20 protein-coding genes are annotated in these 21,282 nt (G+C 69.5%); 9 read left to right on the forward strand and 11 right to left on the reverse strand.

What is annotated here, in order from left to right:
• Window positions 1-17 precede the first annotated feature (17 nt).
• The 6 genes from AB5J73_RS19430 (at window position 18) to AB5J73_RS19455 (ending at window position 5,320) form a co-directional block, all read left to right on the forward strand.
• Window positions 18-869, forward strand: coding sequence for a branched-chain amino acid ABC transporter permease (locus AB5J73_RS19430; RefSeq protein ID WP_086863271.1), 852 nt, complete (start codon window positions 18-20; stop codon window positions 867-869).
• The gene (locus AB5J73_RS19435) at window positions 866-1,942 is read left to right on the forward strand and encodes a branched-chain amino acid ABC transporter permease (protein ID WP_370971087.1); all 1,077 of its coding nucleotides are present in this window, start codon (window positions 866-868) and stop codon (window positions 1,940-1,942) included. The genes AB5J73_RS19430 and AB5J73_RS19435 overlap by 4 nt, the downstream gene beginning before the upstream one ends.
• Window positions 1,929-3,242, forward strand: a complete 1,314-nt coding sequence (locus AB5J73_RS19440; protein WP_370971088.1) for an ABC transporter substrate-binding protein — start codon at window positions 1,929-1,931, stop codon at window positions 3,240-3,242. Before AB5J73_RS19435 ends, AB5J73_RS19440 begins: the two co-directional genes overlap by 14 nt.
• Window positions 3,243-3,302: 60 nt before the next feature.
• Window positions 3,303-3,869, forward strand: coding sequence for a TetR/AcrR family transcriptional regulator (locus AB5J73_RS19445; RefSeq protein WP_370971089.1), 567 nt, complete (start codon window positions 3,303-3,305; stop codon window positions 3,867-3,869).
• Between the two features lie 21 nt (window positions 3,870-3,890).
• Window positions 3,891-4,841: a GlxA family transcriptional regulator gene (locus tag AB5J73_RS19450; protein ID WP_370971090.1), complete on the forward strand. Its 951-nt coding sequence runs from the start codon at window positions 3,891-3,893 to the stop codon at window positions 4,839-4,841.
• 83 nt (window positions 4,842-4,924) lie between these two features.
• Window positions 4,925-5,320, forward strand: a complete 396-nt coding sequence (locus AB5J73_RS19455; RefSeq protein ID WP_370971091.1) for an HPF/RaiA family ribosome-associated protein — start codon at window positions 4,925-4,927, stop codon at window positions 5,318-5,320.
• Window positions 5,321-5,782: 462 nt separating this feature from the next.
• Here the strand turns inward: AB5J73_RS19455 and AB5J73_RS19460 are convergent, their stop codons facing one another.
• The 4 genes from AB5J73_RS19460 to AB5J73_RS19475 all read right to left on the reverse strand — a co-directional run bounded on the left by AB5J73_RS19460 (window position 5,783) and on the right by AB5J73_RS19475 (window position 10,073).
• Window positions 5,783-6,784 carry a serine/threonine protein phosphatase gene (locus AB5J73_RS19460; protein ID WP_370971092.1) on the reverse strand — a complete coding sequence of 334 codons (1,002 nt, stop codon included), beginning with the start codon at window positions 6,782-6,784 and terminating at the stop codon, window positions 5,783-5,785.
• 45 nt (window positions 6,785-6,829) lie between these two features.
• Window positions 6,830-7,621 carry an SDR family oxidoreductase gene (locus AB5J73_RS19465; protein WP_370971093.1) on the reverse strand — a complete coding sequence of 264 codons (792 nt, stop codon included), beginning with the start codon at window positions 7,619-7,621 and terminating at the stop codon, window positions 6,830-6,832.
• The gene (locus AB5J73_RS19470; protein WP_370971094.1) at window positions 7,618-8,025 is read right to left on the reverse strand and encodes a carboxymuconolactone decarboxylase family protein; all 408 of its coding nucleotides are present in this window, start codon (window positions 8,023-8,025) and stop codon (window positions 7,618-7,620) included. The genes AB5J73_RS19465 and AB5J73_RS19470 overlap by 4 nt, the downstream gene beginning before the upstream one ends.
• A 65-nt stretch (window positions 8,026-8,090) precedes the next feature.
• Window positions 8,091-10,073, reverse strand: a complete 1,983-nt coding sequence (locus AB5J73_RS19475; protein ID WP_370971095.1) for an NB-ARC domain-containing protein — start codon at window positions 10,071-10,073, stop codon at window positions 8,091-8,093.
• A 566-nt stretch (window positions 10,074-10,639) separates the two neighbouring features.
• Here AB5J73_RS19475 and AB5J73_RS19480 point away from each other — a divergent pair.
• Complete coding sequence (locus tag AB5J73_RS19480) at window positions 10,640-11,185, forward strand: hypothetical protein (RefSeq protein ID WP_370971096.1); 546 nt, start codon at window positions 10,640-10,642, stop codon at window positions 11,183-11,185.
• 184 nt (window positions 11,186-11,369) lie between these two features.
• On the opposite strand, the gene AB5J73_RS19485 is transcribed toward AB5J73_RS19480, so the two are convergent.
• From AB5J73_RS19485 to AB5J73_RS19515, 7 genes are all read right to left on the reverse strand, one after another.
• Window positions 11,370-11,765: an Imm7 family immunity protein gene (locus tag AB5J73_RS19485; RefSeq protein ID WP_370971097.1), complete on the reverse strand. Its 396-nt coding sequence runs from the start codon at window positions 11,763-11,765 to the stop codon at window positions 11,370-11,372.
• Window positions 11,766-11,928: 163 nt separating this feature from the next.
• A complete protein-coding gene (locus AB5J73_RS19490; protein WP_370971098.1) occupies window positions 11,929-14,313 on the reverse strand; it encodes a tetratricopeptide repeat protein in 2,385 nt (794 codons plus the stop codon).
• Between the two features lie 61 nt (window positions 14,314-14,374).
• Window positions 14,375-14,986, reverse strand: coding sequence for a TMEM175 family protein (locus AB5J73_RS19495; protein ID WP_370971099.1), 612 nt, complete (start codon window positions 14,984-14,986; stop codon window positions 14,375-14,377).
• A gap of 329 nt (window positions 14,987-15,315) precedes the next feature.
• Window positions 15,316-17,556 (reverse strand): tetratricopeptide repeat protein, encoded by a 2,241-nt coding sequence (locus AB5J73_RS19500; protein WP_370971100.1) that lies wholly within the window; start codon window positions 17,554-17,556, stop codon window positions 15,316-15,318.
• Window positions 17,556-17,921, reverse strand: a complete 366-nt coding sequence (locus AB5J73_RS19505) for a hypothetical protein (protein WP_370971101.1) — start codon at window positions 17,919-17,921, stop codon at window positions 17,556-17,558. Before AB5J73_RS19505 ends, AB5J73_RS19500 begins: the two co-directional genes overlap by 1 nt.
• Before the next feature lie 239 nt (window positions 17,922-18,160).
• On the reverse strand, window positions 18,161-18,907 hold the full coding sequence (locus AB5J73_RS19510; protein WP_370971102.1) for a cyclopropane-fatty-acyl-phospholipid synthase family protein: 747 nt from the start codon (window positions 18,905-18,907) through the stop codon (window positions 18,161-18,163).
• 185 nt (window positions 18,908-19,092) lie between these two features.
• On the reverse strand, window positions 19,093-19,665 hold the full coding sequence (locus AB5J73_RS19515) for a TetR/AcrR family transcriptional regulator (protein WP_370971103.1): 573 nt from the start codon (window positions 19,663-19,665) through the stop codon (window positions 19,093-19,095).
• A 78-nt stretch (window positions 19,666-19,743) separates the two neighbouring features.
• Between AB5J73_RS19515 and AB5J73_RS19520 the strand changes: the two genes are divergently transcribed.
• Together AB5J73_RS19520 and AB5J73_RS19525 are read left to right on the forward strand one after the other, a co-directional pair.
• Window positions 19,744-20,361: an NAD(P)-dependent oxidoreductase gene (locus AB5J73_RS19520; protein ID WP_370971104.1), complete on the forward strand. Its 618-nt coding sequence runs from the start codon at window positions 19,744-19,746 to the stop codon at window positions 20,359-20,361.
• Complete coding sequence (locus AB5J73_RS19525) at window positions 20,358-21,266, forward strand: SDR family NAD(P)-dependent oxidoreductase (RefSeq protein WP_370971105.1); 909 nt, start codon at window positions 20,358-20,360, stop codon at window positions 21,264-21,266. The genes AB5J73_RS19520 and AB5J73_RS19525 overlap by 4 nt, the downstream gene beginning before the upstream one ends.
• The last annotated feature ends 16 nt before the right edge of the window (window positions 21,267-21,282 follow it).

Consider the following 21,282-nt stretch of genomic DNA (forward strand, 5'->3'; position numbering starts at 1 on the left):
GAGGTGACCGGTCCGGTATGCAGGACTTCTTCGATCTGACCCTCGGCGGGATCTCGGCCGGCGCGGTGTACGCGGCGCTCGGGCTCGCCCTGGTCATCATCTACCGGGCCACCCGGGTGGTGAACTTCGCACAGCCCGCCCTCGCCCTCATCTCCACCTACCTCGCGTACTCGGTGACCAAGGCGACCGGCAGCTACTGGCTCGGCTTCGCCGTCGCGATCGTCGCCGGGACCGTGCTGGGCGTCGCCACCGAACGGCTGCTGATCCGGCCGCTGCGGCACCGCTCCGAGCTGAGCTCGATCATCGTCACGCTCGGGCTTCTGCTGGTGCTGCAGGCGATCGCGGGCATGATCTGGTCCAACGAGCCGCTGGCGTTCCCGTACGCCTTCGACTTCCGCGGCCGGTTCTCCGCCAACGACCTGTTCGTCGTGCTGATCGTGCTCGCCATCGCCGCGCTCGTGCTCGTCGTGTTCAAGTACACCCCGCTGGGCCTGCGGATGCGCGCGGCGGCGTTCGCGCCGGACGTCGCCCGCACCCTCGGCGTGCGGGTCGGGCTGATGCTCACCGTCGGCTGGGGCATGGCGGCGGCCGTCGGCTCCCTGGCCGGGCTGCTCGCCACCCCGCCGTTCCTGTTCCCGAACGTGCTGGACGGCGTCTTCGTCTACGCGCTCACCGCGGCGGTGCTCGGCGGCCTCGACAACCCCTTGGGCACCATCGCCGGCGGGTTCGTCCTCGGCGTCGGACTGTCCTACGTGTCCGGCTACTTCGGACCCGAGATGGTGACGATCGCCGCGCTGGCGATCCTGGTGATCGTGCTTTCCGTGCGCCCGAGCGGGTTGTTCGGCCGGGCGAAGGCGAGGCGGGTATGAGCGTGCGCACCTCCCTCCCGCGGACCACCGTGCGGACCGAAGAAAAGAAGCGCACGCTGCCGCCGCTGGTCCGCCACGTGCTCGCCGCGCTGGCCGCCTTCGCCGTCGTCGTGGTGCTGACGCTGGTGACCGACGAGTTCACCAACCTGCGGATCGCGACGATCGGCTACTACCTGATCGCGGTGGCCGGGCTGACCCTGCTGACCGGCCTCACCGGCCAGGTCTCCCTGGGCCACGGCGCGTTCATGTTCATCGGCGCGTACACGGTGGCGCTGCTGGTGAACAAGGTGCCGTCGTTCCCGCTGTGGGCCGACCTGCTGCTCGCGTCGGTGGCGGGCGGGCTCGCCGGGTTGCTGGCCGGGGCCGCGGCGGCCCGGCTGCGCGGGCCGTACCTGGCCGGGGCGACGCTCGCGCTGGCCGTCGGCCTGCCCGCGCTGACCCGCAGGTTCCCGGACTTCCTCGGCGGCAGCAACGGGCTGAGCTTCACCGTCCACAGCAGACCGTCCGGAATGGTCGGTGTGGTCCCGGAACTGCGGTGGCAGACCTGGATCGTCTGGCTCAGTGTGCTCATCGCGCTGGTGCTGGTGGTCAACATCGTCCGCGGGCGGCTCGGGCGCGACTTCCGCGCCGTCCGCGACGACGAGGTCGCCGCGTCGCTGAGCGGGATCGCCGTCGGGCGCACCAAGATCCTCGCGTTCCTGGTCAGCGCGGTGTGCGGCGGGCTCGCCGGTGGCCTGCAGGCGTTCCTGCTCGGCACCGCCGCGCCGGGGTCGTTCACGCCCGCGCTGTCGCTGAGCCTGCTGGCGGCCGTGGTGCTGGGCGGGCTCGGGTCCCTGTGGGGCGCGCTGTGGGGCGCGGTCGCGCTCGTCTACTTCCAGGCCTGGTCCGAGGACCTCGCCGACGTGCTGCACCTGAACACCGACGTGGCCAACAACCTCCCGCTCGCGGTGTACGGCGTGATCCTCATCGTCGTCGTGCTCGCCTTCCCGCGGGGCATCCAGGGCGGTTTCCAACGCCTGCGCGGGCTGCTCCGCCGACCCGCCGAAAAGAAGGAGAACCATGAGACTCACTAGGTACGGCGCGGGTTTCCTCGCCCTCGCCCTGGCGCTGACCGCGTGCGGCGGCGCGGGGGAGAGCGACGGCGGCGGTCAGCAGGCCGCGGACTCGGCCGTCGGCGTCACCAAGGACACCGTCGTGATCGGCACCCACCAGCCGCTGACCGGGCCGGCCGCGCCGGGGTACAGCAAGATCTCCGTCGGCGCTCGCGCGGTCTACCAGGCGATCAACGACGGCGGCGGCGTCAACGGGCGCAAGATCGACTACAAGGTCGAGGACGACGGCTACAACCCGACGAAGACCGTCGAGGTGGTGAAGAAGCTCGTCCTGCAGGACAAGGTGTTCGCGATCGTCGGCGGGCTGGGCACGCCGACGCACTCCAAGGTCGTCGACTACCTCAACTCCGAAGGCGTACCGGACCTGCTGGTGTCCTCGGGCGCGCTCGCCTGGGACAACCCGCAGAAGGCGCCGATGACCTTCGGGTACCAGGTGGACTACACGCGCGAGGGCAAGATCCAGGGCAAGTACATCAAGGACACCTTCGCGGGCAAGAAGGTCGGCTACTTCACGCAGAACGACGACGTCGGCCGCGACACGCAGGCCGGGCTGGACCAGTTCGTCAAGGACCAGGCCGTCGTCCGGCAGGGCTACGACAGCGCGAACACCGACGTCACGCCGCAGCTGTCCGCGCTGAAGGCCGCGGGCGCCGAGGTCGTCGTCTGCGCGTGCATCCCGGCGTTCACCGCGCTGTCGATCCTGGCCGCGGCGAAGATCGGCTACCGGCCGCAGTTCGTGGTCAGCAGCATCGGCGCGGACCCGGCGACGCTGTCCGGGCTGCTGCAGGACTTCGCCAAGCGCGGCGGCGCCAGCGTCTCCAGCGGGCAGCTGCTGGCCGGCCTGATCGGCACCGGCTACCTGCCGGACGTCGCCCAGACGTCGGACCCGTGGGTCGCCTACTTCAAGGGCATCCACGACAAGTACATCCCGAAGGAGCCGTTCACGAACACCGTGCTGTTCGGCATGGTGCAGGCGTACACGTTCGCGCAGGCGCTCAAGGCCGCCGGGCCGGACCCGACGCGCCAGAAGCTCGTCGACGCGATGAGCTCCGGGTCGCTCAAGGGCCCCGGCCTGACGCCGTTCGGGTTCTCGAAGGAGTCCCACGCCGGCTACACCGGCGCGTACGTCTTCAAGATCAACCCGGACACCACCACGGCGGTCATCCAGCCACCGTCGGTCACCGACCGGGGTACCGGGGCCATCACGGCGTACACCGGTGAACGCGCCACCCCGGAGCAGGTGAACCTGCTGAGCAAGTGAGGAACGGGCCGGTTCGCGGCGGTGCCGCGGACCGGCCCCCCGCTCACATAGGGTGGCGACATGACGGTCAGGGAGAAGGTCGTGCGGGCGGCGGTCCGGCTGTTCGCCGAGAAGGGCTTCGAGGCGACGACGGTCCGCGAGATCGTCGAAGCCGCCGGCGTCACCAAGGGTGGCCTCTACCACTACTTCGAGTCCAAGGACGACCTGCTCTTCGAGATCTACGTGGCGATGCTGCGGATGCAGACGCGGCGGATGGTGACGATCGCCGGGTCGGACCTGCCGCTGCCGGAGCGGCTGCACGCGATCATCGTCGACGTCGTGGTGACGAGCATCGCCGACCTGGACGCGGCGACCGTGTTCTTCCAGTCCTTCCCGCTGCTGGAGAAGTCCAAGCAGGTCCAGGTGCGCGCCGAGCGGCGGACGTACCACGAGCGCGTGCGCGACCTGGTCGCCGAGGGGCAGCGGGCCGGTGTCTTCCGCGCGGACGTCCCGGCCGACCTGGTGATCAACTACCACTTCGGCGCCATCCACCGGCTCGGCATGTGGTACCACGCCGACGGCGAGCTGTCGGGGGAACAGGTCGGCGAGCACTTCGCGAACCTGATGCTGCGCAGCCTCCGTCCTTAGTGGACGATCTATCGTGGGGTCATGCACATCGTGGCGGTCCTCGCGCTGGACCAGGTCGTCCCGTTCGACCTGGCGACCCCCATCGAGACCTTCTCGCGCACCCGGCTGCCGGACGGCGCACCGGCCTACGAGGTCCGCATCTGCGGCCCGGCGCCCGAGATCGACGCGGGCGCGTTCACGCTGCGGCCACCGTGGGACCTGACCGGCCTGGCCGAGGCGGACACGATCATCGTGCCGGGCCGCTCGGCGAACCCGCCGGTCCCCGCCGCGGCTTCGGCGGCGCTGCGCGCGGCGGCCGAGCGGGGCGCCCGGATCGCGTCGATCTGCTCGGGCGCGTTCATCCTGGCCGAGACGGGCCTGCTGGACGGCCTGCGCGCGACGACCCACTGGGCGGCGGCCCCCGAACTGGCCCGCCGGCACCCGGCGGTCGAGGTCGACCCGGACGTGCTGTACGTGGACAACGGCCAGCTCCTCAGCTCGGCGGGCGCGGCGGCCGGGCTGGACCTCTGCCTCCACCTGATCCGCCGCGACCACGGTTCGGCGGTGGCCGCCGACGCGGCCCGCATGTCGGTGATGCCCCTGGAACGCGAGGGCGGACAGGCCCAGTTCATCGTTCATGACACCCCGCCGGCCCCGCGCGGGTCCGAGCTGGAGCCGCTGCTGGCGTGGCTGGAGGAGAACTGCGCCGCGGAGCTGACGCTGCCGGGCATCGCGGGGCAGGCGGGGATGAGCACGCGGACGCTCAACCGCCGCTTCCGCGAACAGACGGGAACGACGCCGCTGCAGTGGCTGCTGCGGGCCCGGGTGCGCCGGGCGCAGTACCTACTGGAGGCGACGGCGGACCCGGTGGACCGGATCGCGGGCGAGGTGGGGTTCGGATCGCCGACGGCGTTCCGCGAGCGCTTCAAGCGGGTGGTGGGGCGGAGCCCGCAGGCCTACCGCGCGAGCTTCCGGGCGGCCGGGATGACGTGAGCGGGTGGGGCGCGACCGCCGCCGGGTTTGAGCCTGCCGTTCTCGTGGTACTGACCGGGATCATCGCAGTCCCGTTCGGGAGGGTGCTCGTGCAGATCCAGGTCAACACCGACCACAACGTCCACGGTGGCGAACGACTGGCCACCTTCGTGACCACCGACCTGGAGAGCAGCCTCTCCCGGTTCGGCGGGTGGGTGACCCGGGTGGAGGTGCACCTCAGCGAGGACGGCGGCGGCAAACCGGACGACAAGAGGTGCGTGATCGAGGCCCGCCCCGGCGGCAAGCAGCCGATCGCGGTCACCCACCACGCGACCACTGTGGACGACGCGTACACCGGCGCGGCCCACAAACTGGGGCGGGTACTGGATTCCCGCTACGACCGCGCCCACGACCACAAGGGCAGCGAGAGCATCCGGCACATGCCGGCCCCGGAGGACCCGGACCAGGTCGGCGTGCTCGAGGACGAACCGCGGGACTGAGCAAAGCCGGCGGCCTCCTGCGAGACGCGCACACGCCGTGACAGGGCGTGGCGCGTTCGGCAGACCGGCAGCCGGGATCGGCGATCGGCTCCGACGCGGGAATCCCTGCTGAAGCAGCGCGCGCAGCTCGACGAACAGCGGCGCGAGCGCGATGCTCGCCGTGACTACGAGTACGAAGCCCGCAAACGGCTGTACGCCGAATGCGGGCCGATCCTGCTGCAACTGAGCGAGGCCGCCGAGCGCCGGATCGCCGCACTCGCTCGAACGGCGCGGCAAGGTCACCTCGGGCCGGAGCGGACGTCGTGGCTGGCGGCGGCTCACCCTGGTCGATTTCAAGCTGGACCGTGAAATCCAGGACACGCGCGCCCTGCCCAGGCCTACCTCTACCGGGCCTTGCTGCAGGTTCCCACCGACGTCGGCGTCGCCGAGGGGTACCTCGCGGAGCGACCGGCGGCTGTCCCATCACCCCGGGTATTCCGCGTGGATCTCGCCGTCGAACAACCGCCAGTAGAAGGCGTTCAGCTTCGCGGCCGCAGGCGCGTGCCGGGCCAGGATCGCGGCTACGGTTCGCGGCACGTCCGCCGGGATGTGCCCGGCAGCGCACCGGCGGACGTACTCGTTGCGCTCGACCGGGCCGCCGCCGGCCGGCACCGGTACGCCGCACACCGCGGTCACCAGCCAGTTGACCAATCGCATGGCGGCGTAACCTTCGTCATGGTTCGCGTGGCGTTCGGCAAAGTCGCGCTCGGCGGCCGACAGGTCGAAGTGCGGCGAGGTGGCCAGCCCGAAGTCGGTGAGGTAGATCCGCTCCCCGTCCGTGCGCAGGTTGCCGAAGTGCCCGTCCATGTGCAGCAGTTGCCTGCCGCGCAAGAACTTCACGATCTCGGAAAGCTGCCGCTCGACCGCGGCGGCCTTGCCGGCGGGGTCCTCGCCCAGCCAGTCCGGCAGCGGGTGCGGGAGGTACTCGCAGAACAGCACCAGGCTGCTCGATGCCGCGGCCAGCGCTTCGAACCGCGCACGCACGGTCGAGCTGCCGCCCAGCGCGGCGACCACCCCGTCGATGTCGGCGTACTCGGCCGCGAGCGGTGACCGGCCGGGCAGCACCCGCCAGTGGTGGAGAATCGGGAACGCCTGGGTTTCGCCGGCCAGCACGGCGTCGGTGACGATCACGTTCGCGGCCAGTTCCCGCCACGCGGTGAACCCGGGGCTGACGACGCCGTACTGGCAGTGCACCGGCAGATCGAACAGGTTCGCGGTGGAGCCGGGGTGGGCGAGCTCGAGGTCGGTCAGCGGGATGCGCTTGGCGAACACCGGCGCACCGTCGACGTCGAGGACCGCCGAGCCGCCGCCCACACCCACGCCGTTGGCCTGTCCCGTGCCGACGAGCGCGGCGAGCTCGTCGTCACTTCGGGAATCCAGGAGAGCCGAGAGCCTTCGGTGGCGGGCGAGCCGGGTAGCTGTCACCGCACCGATGGTGCCACGGAACGGGCTGCGGCCGGTCGCGGTGGATCACGCGGTCGTGGCGATCCCTCCATCGACGGGGACGACGGTGCCCGTCAGGTAAGCGCCTGCCCGGCTGGCGAGGAACACGGCGACACCCGCCATGTCGTCGTCGCGGCCGATCCGGCGCAGCGGGGCCGACGCCGCGATCGCCTCGCCGAGCTCGTCGAGCGTCGCGGCCATCATCGCCGACGGGAACGGTCCCGGCGCCACCGCGTTCACCGTGATGCGCTGCGGGCCCAGTTCCTTGGCGAGCACCCTGGTGAGCTGGTGCAGCGCGGCTTTGCTGCTGGAGTAAGAGTAGTTGGGCCGCTGGGGGATGTGGATGGCCGCGATGCTGCCGATGTTGATGACCCGCGCGGGGTCGTCGGCGGTCCCGGCGCTGCGAAGTGCCGGCAACAGCGCCTGCACCAGCCAGAACGGCGACTTCAGATTGAGGTCGACGACCGTGTCCCAGGCCGCGTCCGGGAACGTCTCCAACGGCTCGTCCCACATCGCGCCCGCGTTGTTGACGAGGATGTCGAGACTCCCGTCGGCCGTGACGAGCTGCGAGAGGCGCTCACACTCTTCGTGCCGGGACAGATCGGCGGGGATCGCCCGGACGTCGCCGTGTGCGGACAGCTGTTCCTGCGCCCGAGCGCACGCTTCCGCGTCGCGTGAGCTGATGACCACGCGGGCACCCGCCTGGAGGAGCCCGCGCGCGATCATCATCCCGATGCCCCTGGTGCCACCGGTGACGAGAGCGCGCTTGCCACTCAGGTCGAAAAGCTCGGTGTGCGTTGCGAATCGGCTGTTCGTCATTTGGCGTCCTTCTCGTCGGTCACCGGCAGCAGCCCGCGCTCGCCGAAGACCTTCTTGGCCGTGAAGGTCGCGTTCAGCGCCTTCGGGAATCCACAGTAGACAGCGGAGTGCAGCAGCGCCTCGACGATCTCCGCGGGCGTGAGTCCGACGTTGAGCGACGCGTTGACGTGCACTTCCAGTTGCGGCTCGCAGCCACCGAGGGCGGTGAGCATACCGAGGGTGACCAGCTGCCGGTCGCGCGGCGCGAGCCCCGGCCGCGCGTAGATCTCGCCGAACCCCCACGACACGACGGCTTCCGCCAGCGCGGGGGAGACGTCGGCGAGGTTGTCGAGCACGCGCTGCCCGCTCTCGCCGTCGATGGCGGTCAGGGTCTTGAGGCCGAGTTCGAAGCGCTCGTCGGTCATGGCGGGTTTCCTTTCCCCAGTACGTCGTTGCGAAGTCGACGCTAGGGGCTGGAGCGCGCTCCAGGTCAAACGTGACGGCCGCCACTGTCGATCAGGCCGGCTGCCTGTCCGTGGAGGCGGGCGAACAGGTCCCTCGCCTCCGCGGATCTGGCGTCGGCTTCCTCGTCCCGGCCCAAGGCGCGCAACGGCAGGACCATCCTGTCCAAGGTGCTGGCCACGTGCCTGAGGTAGCCGTGGGCGCGGCGCAGCGCGAGGGCCCGCTCGTAGTGCTCGACCGACTCGGCCGGCCGGCGGGCGTGGAACTCGATGTAGCCGAGGGTTTCCCGGCCGGACGCCTCGCCCTCCGGGTTGGGGTGCAGGGCCAGCGCCGCCTCGCCGAACGAGCGGGCCCGATCGAGGTCGCCGAGCAGGGCGGTGAACCAGGCGACCGCGTTCAAGGCGTGGGCTTCGCTGATGGTGTCCTGCAGTTCCCGCGACAGGTGCAGGTTCTCCTGGGCGTGGAGCAGGGCGCCGGCGTTCTCGTCCTGGCGGCCGAGCGCCCAAGCGAGGGCACGGTGGGTGTGCGAGAGCTGGTACCGGTCGCCCGACCGCTCAGCGAGGGTGCTCGCTTCCCGCAGGTGTGCCAGCCCCTCGGAATCCCGGTGGGCGCGGGTGAGCGCCTCGCCGAGGCGTCGGTGCGAGGTGATCAGGGCCGGACCCGACGTCGGCGCGCGCAGCGCGAGTCCCCAGGTGCGGATGTCGGCGTCGGGGCGATCCCGTCGGTGGTGGTAGGTCGTCAGCGTTCGCGCCAGGTGCCAGACGACGTCGTGCCACCCGTGCTCCGCGGCGGTGTCGGCCGCGGCGAGCAGGCACAGGTGTTCCGCGTCGAACCAGGCCAGCGCCGCGTCGAGGCCGGTGGCTGCTTCCGGCCGGCATCCCCGCGACATCGGCGGCAGGACGGCGGGCGGACCGTACGGCTGGAGGTGGCGGTCGGCCGAGTGGGCGGAGTGCAGGTAGTGGTCGGTCACTCGCCGCGTGGCCTCGGCGTCCTCGGCGCGGACCTCGGCCCGGATCAGGTCGTGCATGCGGTAGCGCCCACTGGCCACCCGTTCCAGCAGGCAAAGCTGTTCCAGCGCCGTCAGTTCGGCCGTCGATCCGGTGAGGCTGGCCACGGCGGCGAGGCCGATGTCCGGGCCTGGCGCGGCGGCGAGCAAACCGAGGACGCGCGACTGCGTCGCGGTCAATGCGCGCAGCGACCACGACAGCGCCGCGGGCACGCTGCTGCCCGGGTCCTCGTCGTCGAACCGGCCCAGCTCTTCGGCGATCCGCGCCAGGGGTAGTTCAGGAGACAGCTGACCGCGGCTGGCCACGATCGCCAGCGCGAGCGGCAGCCCGGCGCAGCGCCGCACGATCCGCCGCGCGGCGGCGGGATCCGAGGCGAGCCGGTCGGATCCGAGCCGCGCGGCCAGCAGGTCGTGGGACTCGGCGTCGTCGAGCTGGCCGAGTCTCAGGTGCGCGGCACCGTGCCGGGTGGTCAGCGAGGTGAGCCGGTGGCGGCTGGTCACCAGCACCGTGCAGGAGGCCCCGCCGGGCAACAGCGGCTCGACCTGGCGCGCGTCGGCAGCGTTGTCGAGGACCACCAGCAGGCGCTTGTCCGCGGTCAGGCTTCGGTAGAGGGCGACTTGAGCATGCGGATCGGGTGGGATGTCGACGGCTCCGAGAGCGTCGAGGAACCCCCGGATCGCCGCCGCGGGAGCCATCGGCAGATCCGGCGAAAACCCGCGCAGGTCGACGAACAGCTGCCCGTCCGGAAACCGGTGGCGGTTGCCGTGGGCCCACTGCACCGCCAGCCAGGTCTTGCCGATGCCGCCGATCCCGGCGATCGCGTGCACCCCGGGCCCGTCAGCCAACCCGGCCAGGTCATCGGCCCGGCCCACGAAGCGTGCCGGCGAGGCAGGCAGCTGCCGGGGCGGCGGCCGCACGCGCGTGATGACGACCTCGCCGGCCTGCACGAGGGTGCCCGTCACATCGCCGTTGACCACGTTGTGCACCCCGAACCGGTCCGGCATGCCAACCAGGATCCACCGTTCGGCGGGCGTGGGCCAGGTCGTTCCGCGAGATCCGCTCAGGAACCCGGCCGCGGGCGGTCTTCGACAACCACTTTTTCGGCACCGCGCTTGGCGAACGCCGCCCAGAGGCTGAAGCCCACGACCCCCACCGCGGCGGCCAACCAGAGTCAGACGAACGGCTCGCGCAGCGGGAACCGCACCAGGACGAAGACGATCATCGCGACGCCGACGACCGCGCCGAACACGGCGGAGGGCTTGGACGGCTTGATCCGGTACACGAGCACCACTCCCCAGACAGCGGATTCCGTGGCGCCCGATCACCCCCTGGACGATCTCTCGAAACCAGCGCGGCTGCGGTTGCCGCGAGCGGTTTCCCGGGCCGGAAGTACTCCCGCAGGTCCTGGCGGAAGGCGTCCCCGGGATCGCCGCGGGCGTCGGCGCTGACGATGTCGAAGGGCGTCCGGCTTCGCGGGCACCTCGGCGACCTCGGCCACTGCCCCTCGGCGGCGCCGCCCACCAGGGTGCCGATCCTGGCGAGGCTGTCGTGCCCCGGGAAGAAACCGGGGGTGAACAGGCTCAGCTCGCAGCCGGTGACGAACACCTCCGCCCCCACCCGCTCCGGGTCACCGCCGGTGATCCGCACCGCGTCGCAGCGCAGGTCCTCGGCGACGACGTGGATTTCCCGCCGCACCGCCTCGACGTCGAAAACCGGTCGCCGCCAAGCCCGGTCGCGTCAGCACATCCGGGCGTGGCGATGGGCGGACGATCCTTCGTTGCGAACGGCGCTTCTGGTGGCGAGGGTGGCCGAATCCCGCGGCTGCCTGCACCCGGGCGACTGGCCGGATGTCGCGGTCGGCCTGCTGCTGGAAGGTGCTGAAGATCCCGCGATCGCCGAGCCGGCCGGCTTGAGCCGCCGAGCGAACGGATGGGACACCGAACCACTCGTGGCCGCCGCGTGCGAGCGGCACGAGATCGTGACTCCCCGCCGGGAGGAGTCAACGGTTCTCGTCGCCCGGTTGATGGCGGACGATCTCCGTGCCCGCCCGGCCGCCGTCACCGCGCCGATGACCCGGCTCGCTCCCCCGGAATTCGAGCCGGACCTGGCCAGCTGATGCTTCACCGCGGAGGAATACCTGGATTGCGGTTGCGCCGAGGTCGACCGAGCGAGGTCCGAACCCGATGCCGAAGCGGCACCCGGCCTCGCCGGGCCCGGCATCCGCTGATGCCGCGAGCCGGTCGACGACGGACCGCGTGGCACGCGCTCATACCGACAAGCGGACGCGTGATTTTCAAAGGTCAGCGCGTCCCCGCGTCTTCCAATGTGGGGATCACGGGTGACAAAAGGTGATCGGCGTGCTCGGTGACCCTCCCTCGGGCCAGTCGGAAGACGCGGTAGCTCAACCTGTGCTCGGGGTGTTCGTCGTCGTGGACGTACAGCAGCCCGTATGACCCCGGAGCGAGCCGGCCGACCTTGGCGAAAAAGTCGATCACCTCTGCTCCGTGCTGCCCGCGGCGATTCGGGTTGCCGCCCAGGTGGATGTAGTCCGTGCCGTTCATCGGCTGCAGATCCTTCAACGCGTAGTCAGCGAGCTCGTCGACCAGGGTTCGGATTTCGTCGAGGCGAAGGGGCGGTTCGTCATCGAGCGCTTCGGCGGTCGAGCGAAGCGTTATCCAGCCGTGGCACTCGAACATGACGAGAGTCTAGGAGGTCACGCGGTCGGGCCGCCGCACCTCCATGCGGCCGTCATCCGCTCATGCCGATGAGCGGACGACTACGGCGGAAAGCTGTGGCGTGTTTCTGCTACTCAGTCAAACGAGGGAACAAATCTATTCTGTGGTTCTCTTGCCGCGCGGCTCAGGAAAGACGGGCAAGCCACGCAAGAGTCGCTTCCTGGGAGTACCGGTCTCCGATACGTTGATACAGGGGCAGGGCCTGGTGGAATAGTTCCCGCGCGCGGGTGTTGTTCGACTCGTGGAACTCCAGTTCGCCGAGGTTGCGCAGGCAGTTGGCTTCGCCCAGCACCGAGCCGAGACGCTGGTAGAGCGGCCGCGCCTGGCCGAACAGTTCCCGCGCACGAGCGTTGTCCGACTCGCGGAACTCCAGGTCCCCGAGGCTGCTCAGGCAGTTGGCTTCGCCCAGCACGTCTCCGACACGCCGGTAGAGCGGCCGCGCCTGGTCGAACAGTTCCCGCGCGCGGGTGTTGTTCGACTCGCGGAGCTCCAGTTCGCCGAGGTTGAGCAGGCAGTTGGCTTCGCCCAGCACGTCTCCGACACGCTGGTAGAGCGGCCGCGCCTGGTCGAACAGTTCCCGCGCGCGGGTGTTGTTCGACTCGCGGAACTCCAGTTCGCCGAGATTGCTCAGGCAGTTGGCTTCGCCTAGCACCGCGCCGACACGCCGGTAGAGCGGCAGCGCCTGGTCGAACATTTCCCGCGCGCGAGCGTTGTCCGACTCGCGGAACTCCAGTTCGCCGAGGCGGCGCAGGCAGTTGGCTTCGCCCAGCACGTCTCCGACACCCTGGTAGAGCGGCAGCGCCTGACCGAACAGTTCCCGCGCGCGACGATTCTCCCCCCGTGCGACATAGAGCACCCCGAGGGCGAAGGCCGTATCGGCGCGGGTAGGTGGTTCCAGGTCGGCGGCGAGAGTCTCCCGCGCGAGCTGATCGTCGCCGAGCCCGGTGAATCGCTGAAAAACCAACAAGTCTGGCGCCACCGGTGCAACGACTGCTGGATCGCGGGGCAGCCTGGTGAGGATGACCTCCACGACATTGGTGAACTCAGGCACCACCGTCCCTACGGCGTGGGCAGCGTCCGGGTCACCGACCCTGCCGGCCAGCTCGGCGAGGGTCCGCACCCGCGCAATGAGCTGGTCCAGCGCCGCTGCCCCGGGCGGGTGGTGAGCGGCGATGTGCCCGCGGATCGGAGCCAGGCAACGCTGCCGCAGGTGATCACCGTGCAACAGACCCCGGCTCCCCAGCTCGATCACCCCCGCAGCCAGTTCCTCGGGCAGGTAGAGGACCGGCCGGTCTCGTGGCCACCCGTCGGGCAGCAGCGCTGCCAGCGACAACGCGGTGCGGGCATCCCGGCTGAGCCGGTCCCAGGACAGCTCGATCGACACCGGCAGGCTGGAGGTCCGGTCCGGCCGGGCGGCGTGGGCGAGCAGGTCGGTGCGCTTGCTCCGCCACGCCGACATCAGCATGTCCAAGCCCGCTTCGGCGCGGGCCAGCGTGGCCAGCAGGGTGATCGCCAGCGGGACCCCGTCCAGCTCGGCCACCAGCAGCTCGACCGCCGGATCCCCGCGATGCCGGTCGCCGGCGACCTCGCTGAATACGTCGACGGCGTCGGCAAGGGACAGCGGTCCCAGCACAGTCTCGGCCATGCCGGTCAGACCCAGCGGTGTGCTGCCGCCGCGGTAGCCGATCCCGACGACCGTCGGGTTCGCCTTGTCGGCACGCACCTCCGCGACCAACGAGGTCATCCCCGCGGGGTCGGAGTCCGCAGGTGTTTCGAAGTTGTCCAGGACCAGCACGCAGGGCTGTCCCCGCAGAAACGACAGCACCCTGTTCCGCAAGTGCTCACCCGGAGCTACCCCGAGCACCAGGGCCATCTTGTCCACCACCGCGTTCGCCGATTCGGCGCCGTCACACGACACCACGAACCGCCGTGCCCCGTAGGAGGCGACGACGGCCGGGTCGGTGACCGCGCGGCCGAGCACCGTGGACTTCCCGATCCCGGGGCCGCCGGCGATCACCGCCGACCGCCCGGCGTTCCAGGCGGCCACCACGTCCGCCACCTGGGTATCGCGGCCAACGCACAAGTCGACCGTCGGCGGCGGCAGAGGCTCAGCCGACGGAGCCAAGGCGGGCAGCAGTACCTGGGTGCCCGGTCCGGCGACGATTCCGCCGGGCCCGGCCACCAGGTTGTGGTTCCCGACGACGTTGCCGTCACCGGCGGTGACCGCGCCGCCGATGGTCCCGGCTTGCAGCACCACGTCGGTGCTCGTCGAGTCGGCGACGGAGTTCGTCACCGCCGGGGCCGGGGGTTCTGCCTGCCGCGCTCGCCGCAGCCCATAGGCCGATACCCCCAGGCCCAATACGCCGCACACGGCGCCGACCACGCTGCCGACCTTGTCCGCCGCCTCCAACCCGGCCCACACGGTGCCACCACCGGCCACGGCCGTCACGGCCCCCGCGGCGACCCAGGGAACCCAGCGGCGGCGAGACACACCGACATCATCGCCCATCACCTCCGGCCCGTAACGCAACCGCGCGGCAGGAGCGAGAATCGATACCGCCGCTACGCGACTACCGGTCGGCGTGGCGCGCCCGCAGCCAGAAGGCGATCCTCGCCGGGAACAGCAGCAGCAACAGGACGTAGTAGCCGAAAGGCGGCTTGATGAAGCCCACCACGACCGCGAGCGCGAACACGACCGAGCTCAGCGCGTGGTTCCAGAACACCTCGTCCGACACCGGTTCGGCGTCCCCGCGGATGTCCGGGTTCCGGCGGATGATGGACACCATCGTCGTGTGGCACAGGCTGCTGGCCAGCAGCGTCCCCAGGTAGAACAGCACGGTGAAGCGCTCGGACTGGTACGCGCCGATCAGTTCGGTGGGGAAGGGCAGCAGCGCGATCGTCAGCAGCCAGCAGAAGTTGACGCGGATCAGCGCGGGGCTGTACGACCGCACGTGCTCGAAGATCCGGTGGTGCACGCCCCAGAAGCGGCCGATCACGACGAAGCTGAGCAGGAAGCTGACGATCTTCGACCAGTTGTGCGTGACCGCCTCGACCGCCGGCTTGTGCTCCGCGACCAGCTCGGGCACCAGGTCGGTGAGCGGCAGGACCAGCAACGTCAGGGCGATCGCGACCACGGCGTCGGTGAAGAACACCAACCGCTCGGAGGACTTCTTCTGCTCCACGCGAACATCAAACACCACACTCCCGGGGCCACGACCACCGCCGCAGCGATCACGCTCACCTGGATCGGGGTGCACCACCGGATACGTCCGCTCTTGCCGACGAGCGGACGGCTCCGGACGAACCAGGGCCACTCGCCGTCGCACGCATCGCGCCGCCGCTGACGACCTCACCGGCGGCGCAATGATCACCAGCCTTGCCTTCGACCCGTTCGCCACCCCCGCGACGGCGGCTCCGGCATTCGCTGCCCGCCGCAGGCGAGCGCAACGCTCATTCTGCTGTCGACCATTCGGGGATGGCTCGCGATCAGGGCTCCGTTCGCTTGACATCGTCAGCCTGGCAGGAATCCGTATCCTGGCAGAGGCCGGTGAACCCAGTAGACGTGCCGCGACACAGCGTGGAGCGTCAACTGATGCGCCTCTCCCAGACTGCGTCTCACGTCCGTCAAGATCCGGGAGTAGAGCTCGCGGGCCCTGAGCGGGTCACCCGCGTAACCGACCGCGTCCGCATGAGCGCAGCGCATCTGCAACGTCGCGGGGTCTTCATCACCCTGCACGAACGCGAGGTCGTCGATCAGATCGGCATAGATCTCGGCTGCTCTCCCGTACTTTTCACACCTCATCACCTGACCAGCGAGTGCTGACCTGTCACTGAGCAGCTGCGGTGATCGTGCCCCCAGAAGACTGGTGGTGATCTTGATCAGTTCTTCGTAGAGCTGCGTAGCGACACTCGGATGCCCCATCCGCCCACGACAATGGGCCAGCGCCCGCAGCGCATCGGCCGTGTCCGGATGCTCGCGACCAAGCTTGGCCGTCCTGAGATCTATCAGCTCCTCCAACACCTCGGAGGCCTCTCGAAGCTGCCCTGCCTCGATAAGGCAGTGAGCGAGCTCCTGACGTGTTCCCAGCGTGTCGGTATGTGATCGTCCGAAGGCTGCTTCGCGGCTTCGCAGCACGCTGCTGAACATCTCAAGCGCTTCACGCGTTCGCCCCAGATCACCCAGAGTGCAAGCGAGATTGTGCGCAGTGACAAGTGTTTCCTGATCGCTTGGACCGTAAACTCTTGCCATCGTGTCGAGGACCCTCTGGCGGACAGCAAGGGACTCCTCGCCTCGGCCGAAGCGCGACAGCCATCGCGCGTGCATCTCTGCCGCGTACATTGACTCCGGGTCGTCCGACCCAATCCGCAGGTCGTAGGCCCCCACCACGTCGGCCAACTCGGCTGGCGCGGAAGCATCGCCCAGTTCGGCCCGGCAGCAAGCACGCTGAGTGCGCCACCGCAGCACTTTCCGCGCTCCGTCAGCATCCTCCGGTGTGCCAGCACCGATCAGGGCGTCGTAGGCGTCGGCCGCCTTCGCGTGTTCTCCGATCTTCACCAGGCCGAACGCGAGGCTCTCGCGGCTACGAAGGGTGCCCGGATCTCCTGGGCCGAGTACCTTCGCCCGGCCTTCAACCACGCCGTCCATGATTGCCACAGACCGCCGATGGTTACCAGCCCAACCCAGCAAAGACGCCAAACGATCTCGAACCTTAAGCGTCAGCGGGTCGAGCGGACCGAAAATCCGCTCGCAGTCCCGGGCAAGCACCTCAGCGAGGTCCACACCCTTCTGTCGATCCTCGGCGGCCGTCCACCTCGCCACCTGTTCCCGTACGCGCAAGGTCTCCCGGTGCTCGGCGCCGAATTCGATCACGCAGTCGGTCAGCAGGCTTCTCGCCACCACGAGCGCAGCCCGCGTGTCGCCGCTTGAACCGGTTCCCACTTCGTCCGCGGCCGCGATCCGTTCTTCGACCCGCCGGGCATCGAGCGGCCGCTTCACCACACCGGAATCAATGACCAAAGCGGCATTACGCACCAAGAAAAGATTGTGCGCGGTGTTGCCGGCGGATTGCTGCGGAGTGGGGAGGCCAAGAACGGACATCGTTTGCAGCACACTATCGTAAAGCTCGAAAAGTCGAACACCCTCTCCACTTCCTGGCAGCCCGTTTCGCAGCACCGAAAGAAGCACTCCCGTGAATGCCGTGTATTCCTCACCCTCGGGTGCCATTGCGACGGCATTTCTACCCGCGGACGTCATCACGTAAACCCCGGATACGTCAACCTGATCGATAATCCTCCTTTCATTCGACGCCATCATCGGAATTACTCTTCCCGAATAGCAACAGTCAAGCACCAAGACTCTGGTCTTGGCTTTACTTCTACCGAGAACGTTGCGCACCATCGAGTAGGGAATCCCAGTCCACTCGACGTCGTCACCATTTGAATTCTCCAACGGGAAGAACAGGTCTTGGTTCGGGCCACCCAAGACGCCGTGACCGGAGTAGTACACAAGTAGGAGGTCATCGGCCACCCGAGCGGCATCCAGGAGCTTTTCAGCCACTTCCTCGCGGGTTTTGGGGTCGGAGAGTACCGCGCATCTGTCACGCGCAAACGTTCCGGTCGGCGGGGCGGTGAGCACTTCAGCGAGTCCACGGACGTTGTTTGCCACCGCAGGCAAAGGCTTCAGATCGGGAGCCGAGTACCCGCCGATGCCGATCAGAACAGCAGCAGAGCTGAGCGCATCCGGAAACGTCATCAGGAGTTACTCCGATCCCGCAGAGCCAAGTCCGATGTGGCTCTGATCAGAGCTTCTATGTCTTCGACACCTTCGCTCTCAATCTTCACGGCTGTGCCGTCAGGCCTCAGGACGGACAACTCGACCTTCGTGCCTCTAGGCCTCTTCAGCCAAACAGCGAGGACACTCGCCAATGCCGTAACCCCCCCACCTGACCCAAGGGCCACGACCAGCACGTCGGCGAACTGGGCTCCCATCGAGTCGTCGTTCGCTGCGTGTTTCGGGCTGGTCAGACGTCCGCGGAGATCGTCTTCTTGCTCCAGTTCGCGAACAAGATATCCGACCTCCTCAAGAGGGACAGCAATGGTCGAAAGTCGGACTTCCACGATGATCTCCCTGCAGCCACGTCGTGCCCATTGCCGGGAAGGTCGCCAAGACCACCGAACCCGTTACGACCTGCTGCCGCCTGCTCGACTTAGCATCCGCTCGCCGAAGACGTCCCGGATCGGCGGCGTGGTGGCGCCGACACGACCACCGCGGCCTGTTCACCTCTCCGAACATCCGCTCATGCCGATGTGAGTGCGTCCCGATGTCGGGGCACCGGGACGCACTCACATCGCTGGTATCAGCGGTTCATCAGGGCGAAGACGCCCCAGCCGAGGTATTCGCGTTGGTATCGGGCGTGGCGCGCCGGAGCGGCGGTGAGCTCCGCGCGCATCTGCTCGGCCAGCTCGTCGTCGGGATGCGCGTCCAGCCAGCGGCGGGTGTTGAGCCATTGAGCCGCGACGTAGCGGTCCCAGCTGTCCTGGTCGGCCAGGACCATCTCCACGACGTCACATCCCAGTTCCCCGAACTGTTCCAGCAGTTCCGGGAGGAGGCGGAAGTCGTCTGCGCTGGTGGCGTGACAGCCTTCGACGGTGGCCTGGTCCAGGGGCTCCCGGCGCCAGTACGGCTCGCCGATCAGCATCAGGCCGCCGGGGCGCAGGCTGCGTCGGAGCAGGTCCACGGTGCCGGCGACACCACCGCCGATCCAGATCGCTCCGACGCACGCCCCGATGTCGACCGGGTCGCCGGCGACGTGGCCCGACGCGTCGCCGTGGGTGAACGTGACCTGTTCGGCGACCTCCAGCTCGATCGCTCGGGCCCGGGCCGCGGCGAGGAACACGGTGCTGATGTCGACGCCGGTTCCGGTGATGCGGTGATCTCGGGCCCAGGTGCACAGCAGCTCACCCGAGCCGCAGGCCAGGTCGAGCACCCGGGTGCCGGGTGGCGGGTTCAGCGCCTCGCCCAGCGCAGCCAGTTTCCGGCTGGTGAGCGGGTTGTGGATGCGGTGGCTGCTCTCGCGGATGGTGAAGCTACGGGGTAGATCCACTTCGGGGATTCCTCACGTCCAAGGGGTGGTTCACAGTGGCCGGCGCTGAGTCGGCCGTCGTCGGCCGGGCTACGCGGACATTCATGAAATGCACCTCTTCGGACGGAAGGCCGTGCGGTCGACGGAAGACTAGGCGGGTCGCCCGTGCCGGTCCACCGGTTATCGCGTCGAGCCACTCCGGAAGCTCACTGGTCGGTGGACCAGGTGCCGAGGCCGGCGACGACAACCTCGATGAGAGCAGAGTCGATCGGGGCCCGCTCGATGGTGCTGCGGTAGTACATCGGTCCGATGGCCACGGCGGCCGCGTCTCGGCTGGTGAGCGCGAGGGTGAGCTCGCCGCGTGCCTGGGCGTCGTCGAGGGCGGCCGCGAGCCGGTCGGCGAGGATGCCGGCGAACTGTGCACGGCGGGTGTCCATGTTCGCGTCCCACAGGGCCGTGTTGGCCAGGGTCGTGGACACGGCGCGGACGTCGTCGAGCTCGAGCTGGCGGGCGATCGCCGTCAGTTCCCGGCGCAGCCACTCCCGGGTCGGCGCGGTGGGCTCGGCGAGGAACGGCATCGGGACCGTGGCCATGGCCTCGAGGAGGAGGGACTCGGCTCGGGGCCAGTGGCGATAGACCGTCGCGCGCCCCACTCCCGCGCGGTCGGCGACCTGCACGTGCGTCACCGCGGCCGGGCCGCTCTCCAGCAGGAGCTCGCGGGCCGCGTTCAAGATCGCTTCGCGGCTTCGCACGGCTCGGGGATCCGTCTCGCTGGTCACGAACCAATCCTATGAGACAACTTGACTCGAAGTGCGGGGAGCGTCCATCATCCAAGTATGAGACAATCTGTATCACAGATGACGGTGGCCGTCCTCGGGGCAACGGGTGCCACGGGCCGGCACGTGGTGTCCACGGCGCTGCGGCGCGGGCACCGCGTGGTCGCGCTGACCCGCCGCGCGGGAACCTCCGCGCCGAGCGAAGGACTTGACGAAGTGACCTGGCCCGACATCACGGACGCCGCGGCCCTCGCGCGTGCCCTGCCGGGCGCAAGCGTGGTGATCAGCGCGCTGGGCGGAGCGGACAAGGGGCCGACGACGGTCTGCACCGACGGCGTCCGCTCCGCGGTCGCGGCGATGGAAGCGACCGGGGTCGACCGCTTGATCGCCGTCAGCGCGCACGGCGTGCTGGAGACGCGCGACAAGTCGCTGTACTCCCGGGCGGTGTGGGCGAACGTGGCCGACCGCATGCGCGACAAGGAAACGATGGAGCCGCTCATCACCGCCTCCGGTCTGAAGTGGACGATCGTCCGGCCGCCGAAGCTGTCGGACGGCGACCGGATCGGGAAGTACCGGGCCGGCACCGACCTGCGGATCCGGCTGTGGAGTGCCGTCGGCCGCGCCGACCTCGCCGCCTTCCTGGTCGACGAAGCCGAAACCCCGCAGTACACCCACGCCCACCCGCGGGTGGTCCGGTGAACGCCGCCATCCCCGACCTGACGGAGAAGGTCGCCGTCGTCACCGGTGCGACCGGCGGCATGGGCCAGGTCATCGCTGCCGACCTCGTCCGCGCCGGTGCGCACGTGGTCACCGTCGCCCGCGATCCCGCTCGCGCGGACGCTCTGCGCGCACGCATCGGCGCCCCGGCGGCGAACCGGCTCGACGTGATCGCCGGAGACCTGTCCCGGCGCGCGGACGTCGTGACCGCGGCAACGACCATCCTGGACCGCTACGACCGGATCCACATCCTCGTCAACAACGCCGGCGCGCACTACTCGGAACACCGCGTCTCGGCCGACGGCGTCGAGATGCACATCGCCCTCGACTACCTCGCCGCCTACGGCCTCACCACCCTGCTGGACGCGCCACTGCGACGTGGCCGGGCCCGCATCGTGAACGTCGCCAGCGACACCCTCAACGACACCCGGCAGATCAAGTTCGCGGGCAAGCCCCGCCCGGCGACTCTCGACCTGACCGGCGTCGGCGACCTCGCGGAACTCAATCCCGCAGCCGGGTTCGCGCCGTTCGAGGCCTACGCACGCGCCAAGCTCATGACCGTCACCGCCGGCTACGCCCTCGCCCGCGACCTCGCCGCCGACGGAGTGACCGTCAACGCGCTGCACCCGGGGATCGTCGCCACCGACATCATCGACGACCTCGTGCCCCCGCTTCTCCGCCCGGTGCGCACCTTGATCCGCCGCAGCCTGCTCACCCCTGCCGAAGGAGCGAAAAGCGCGACACGCATCGCGACCGACCCCGCCATGGCCGGGGTCACCGGCCGCTACTTCAGCCGTGACACGGAATCGAGCACTCCGCCGGTGTCCCACGACCCCGCCACCCAGCGGAAGCTCCTCGCACTGAGCCAGACCCATTTCGCCGGCTGACGCCGACCTGACCGCT

It is taken from the genome of Amycolatopsis sp. cg9, assembly GCF_041346945.1.
Classification (GTDB): domain Bacteria; phylum Actinomycetota; class Actinomycetes; order Mycobacteriales; family Pseudonocardiaceae; genus Amycolatopsis.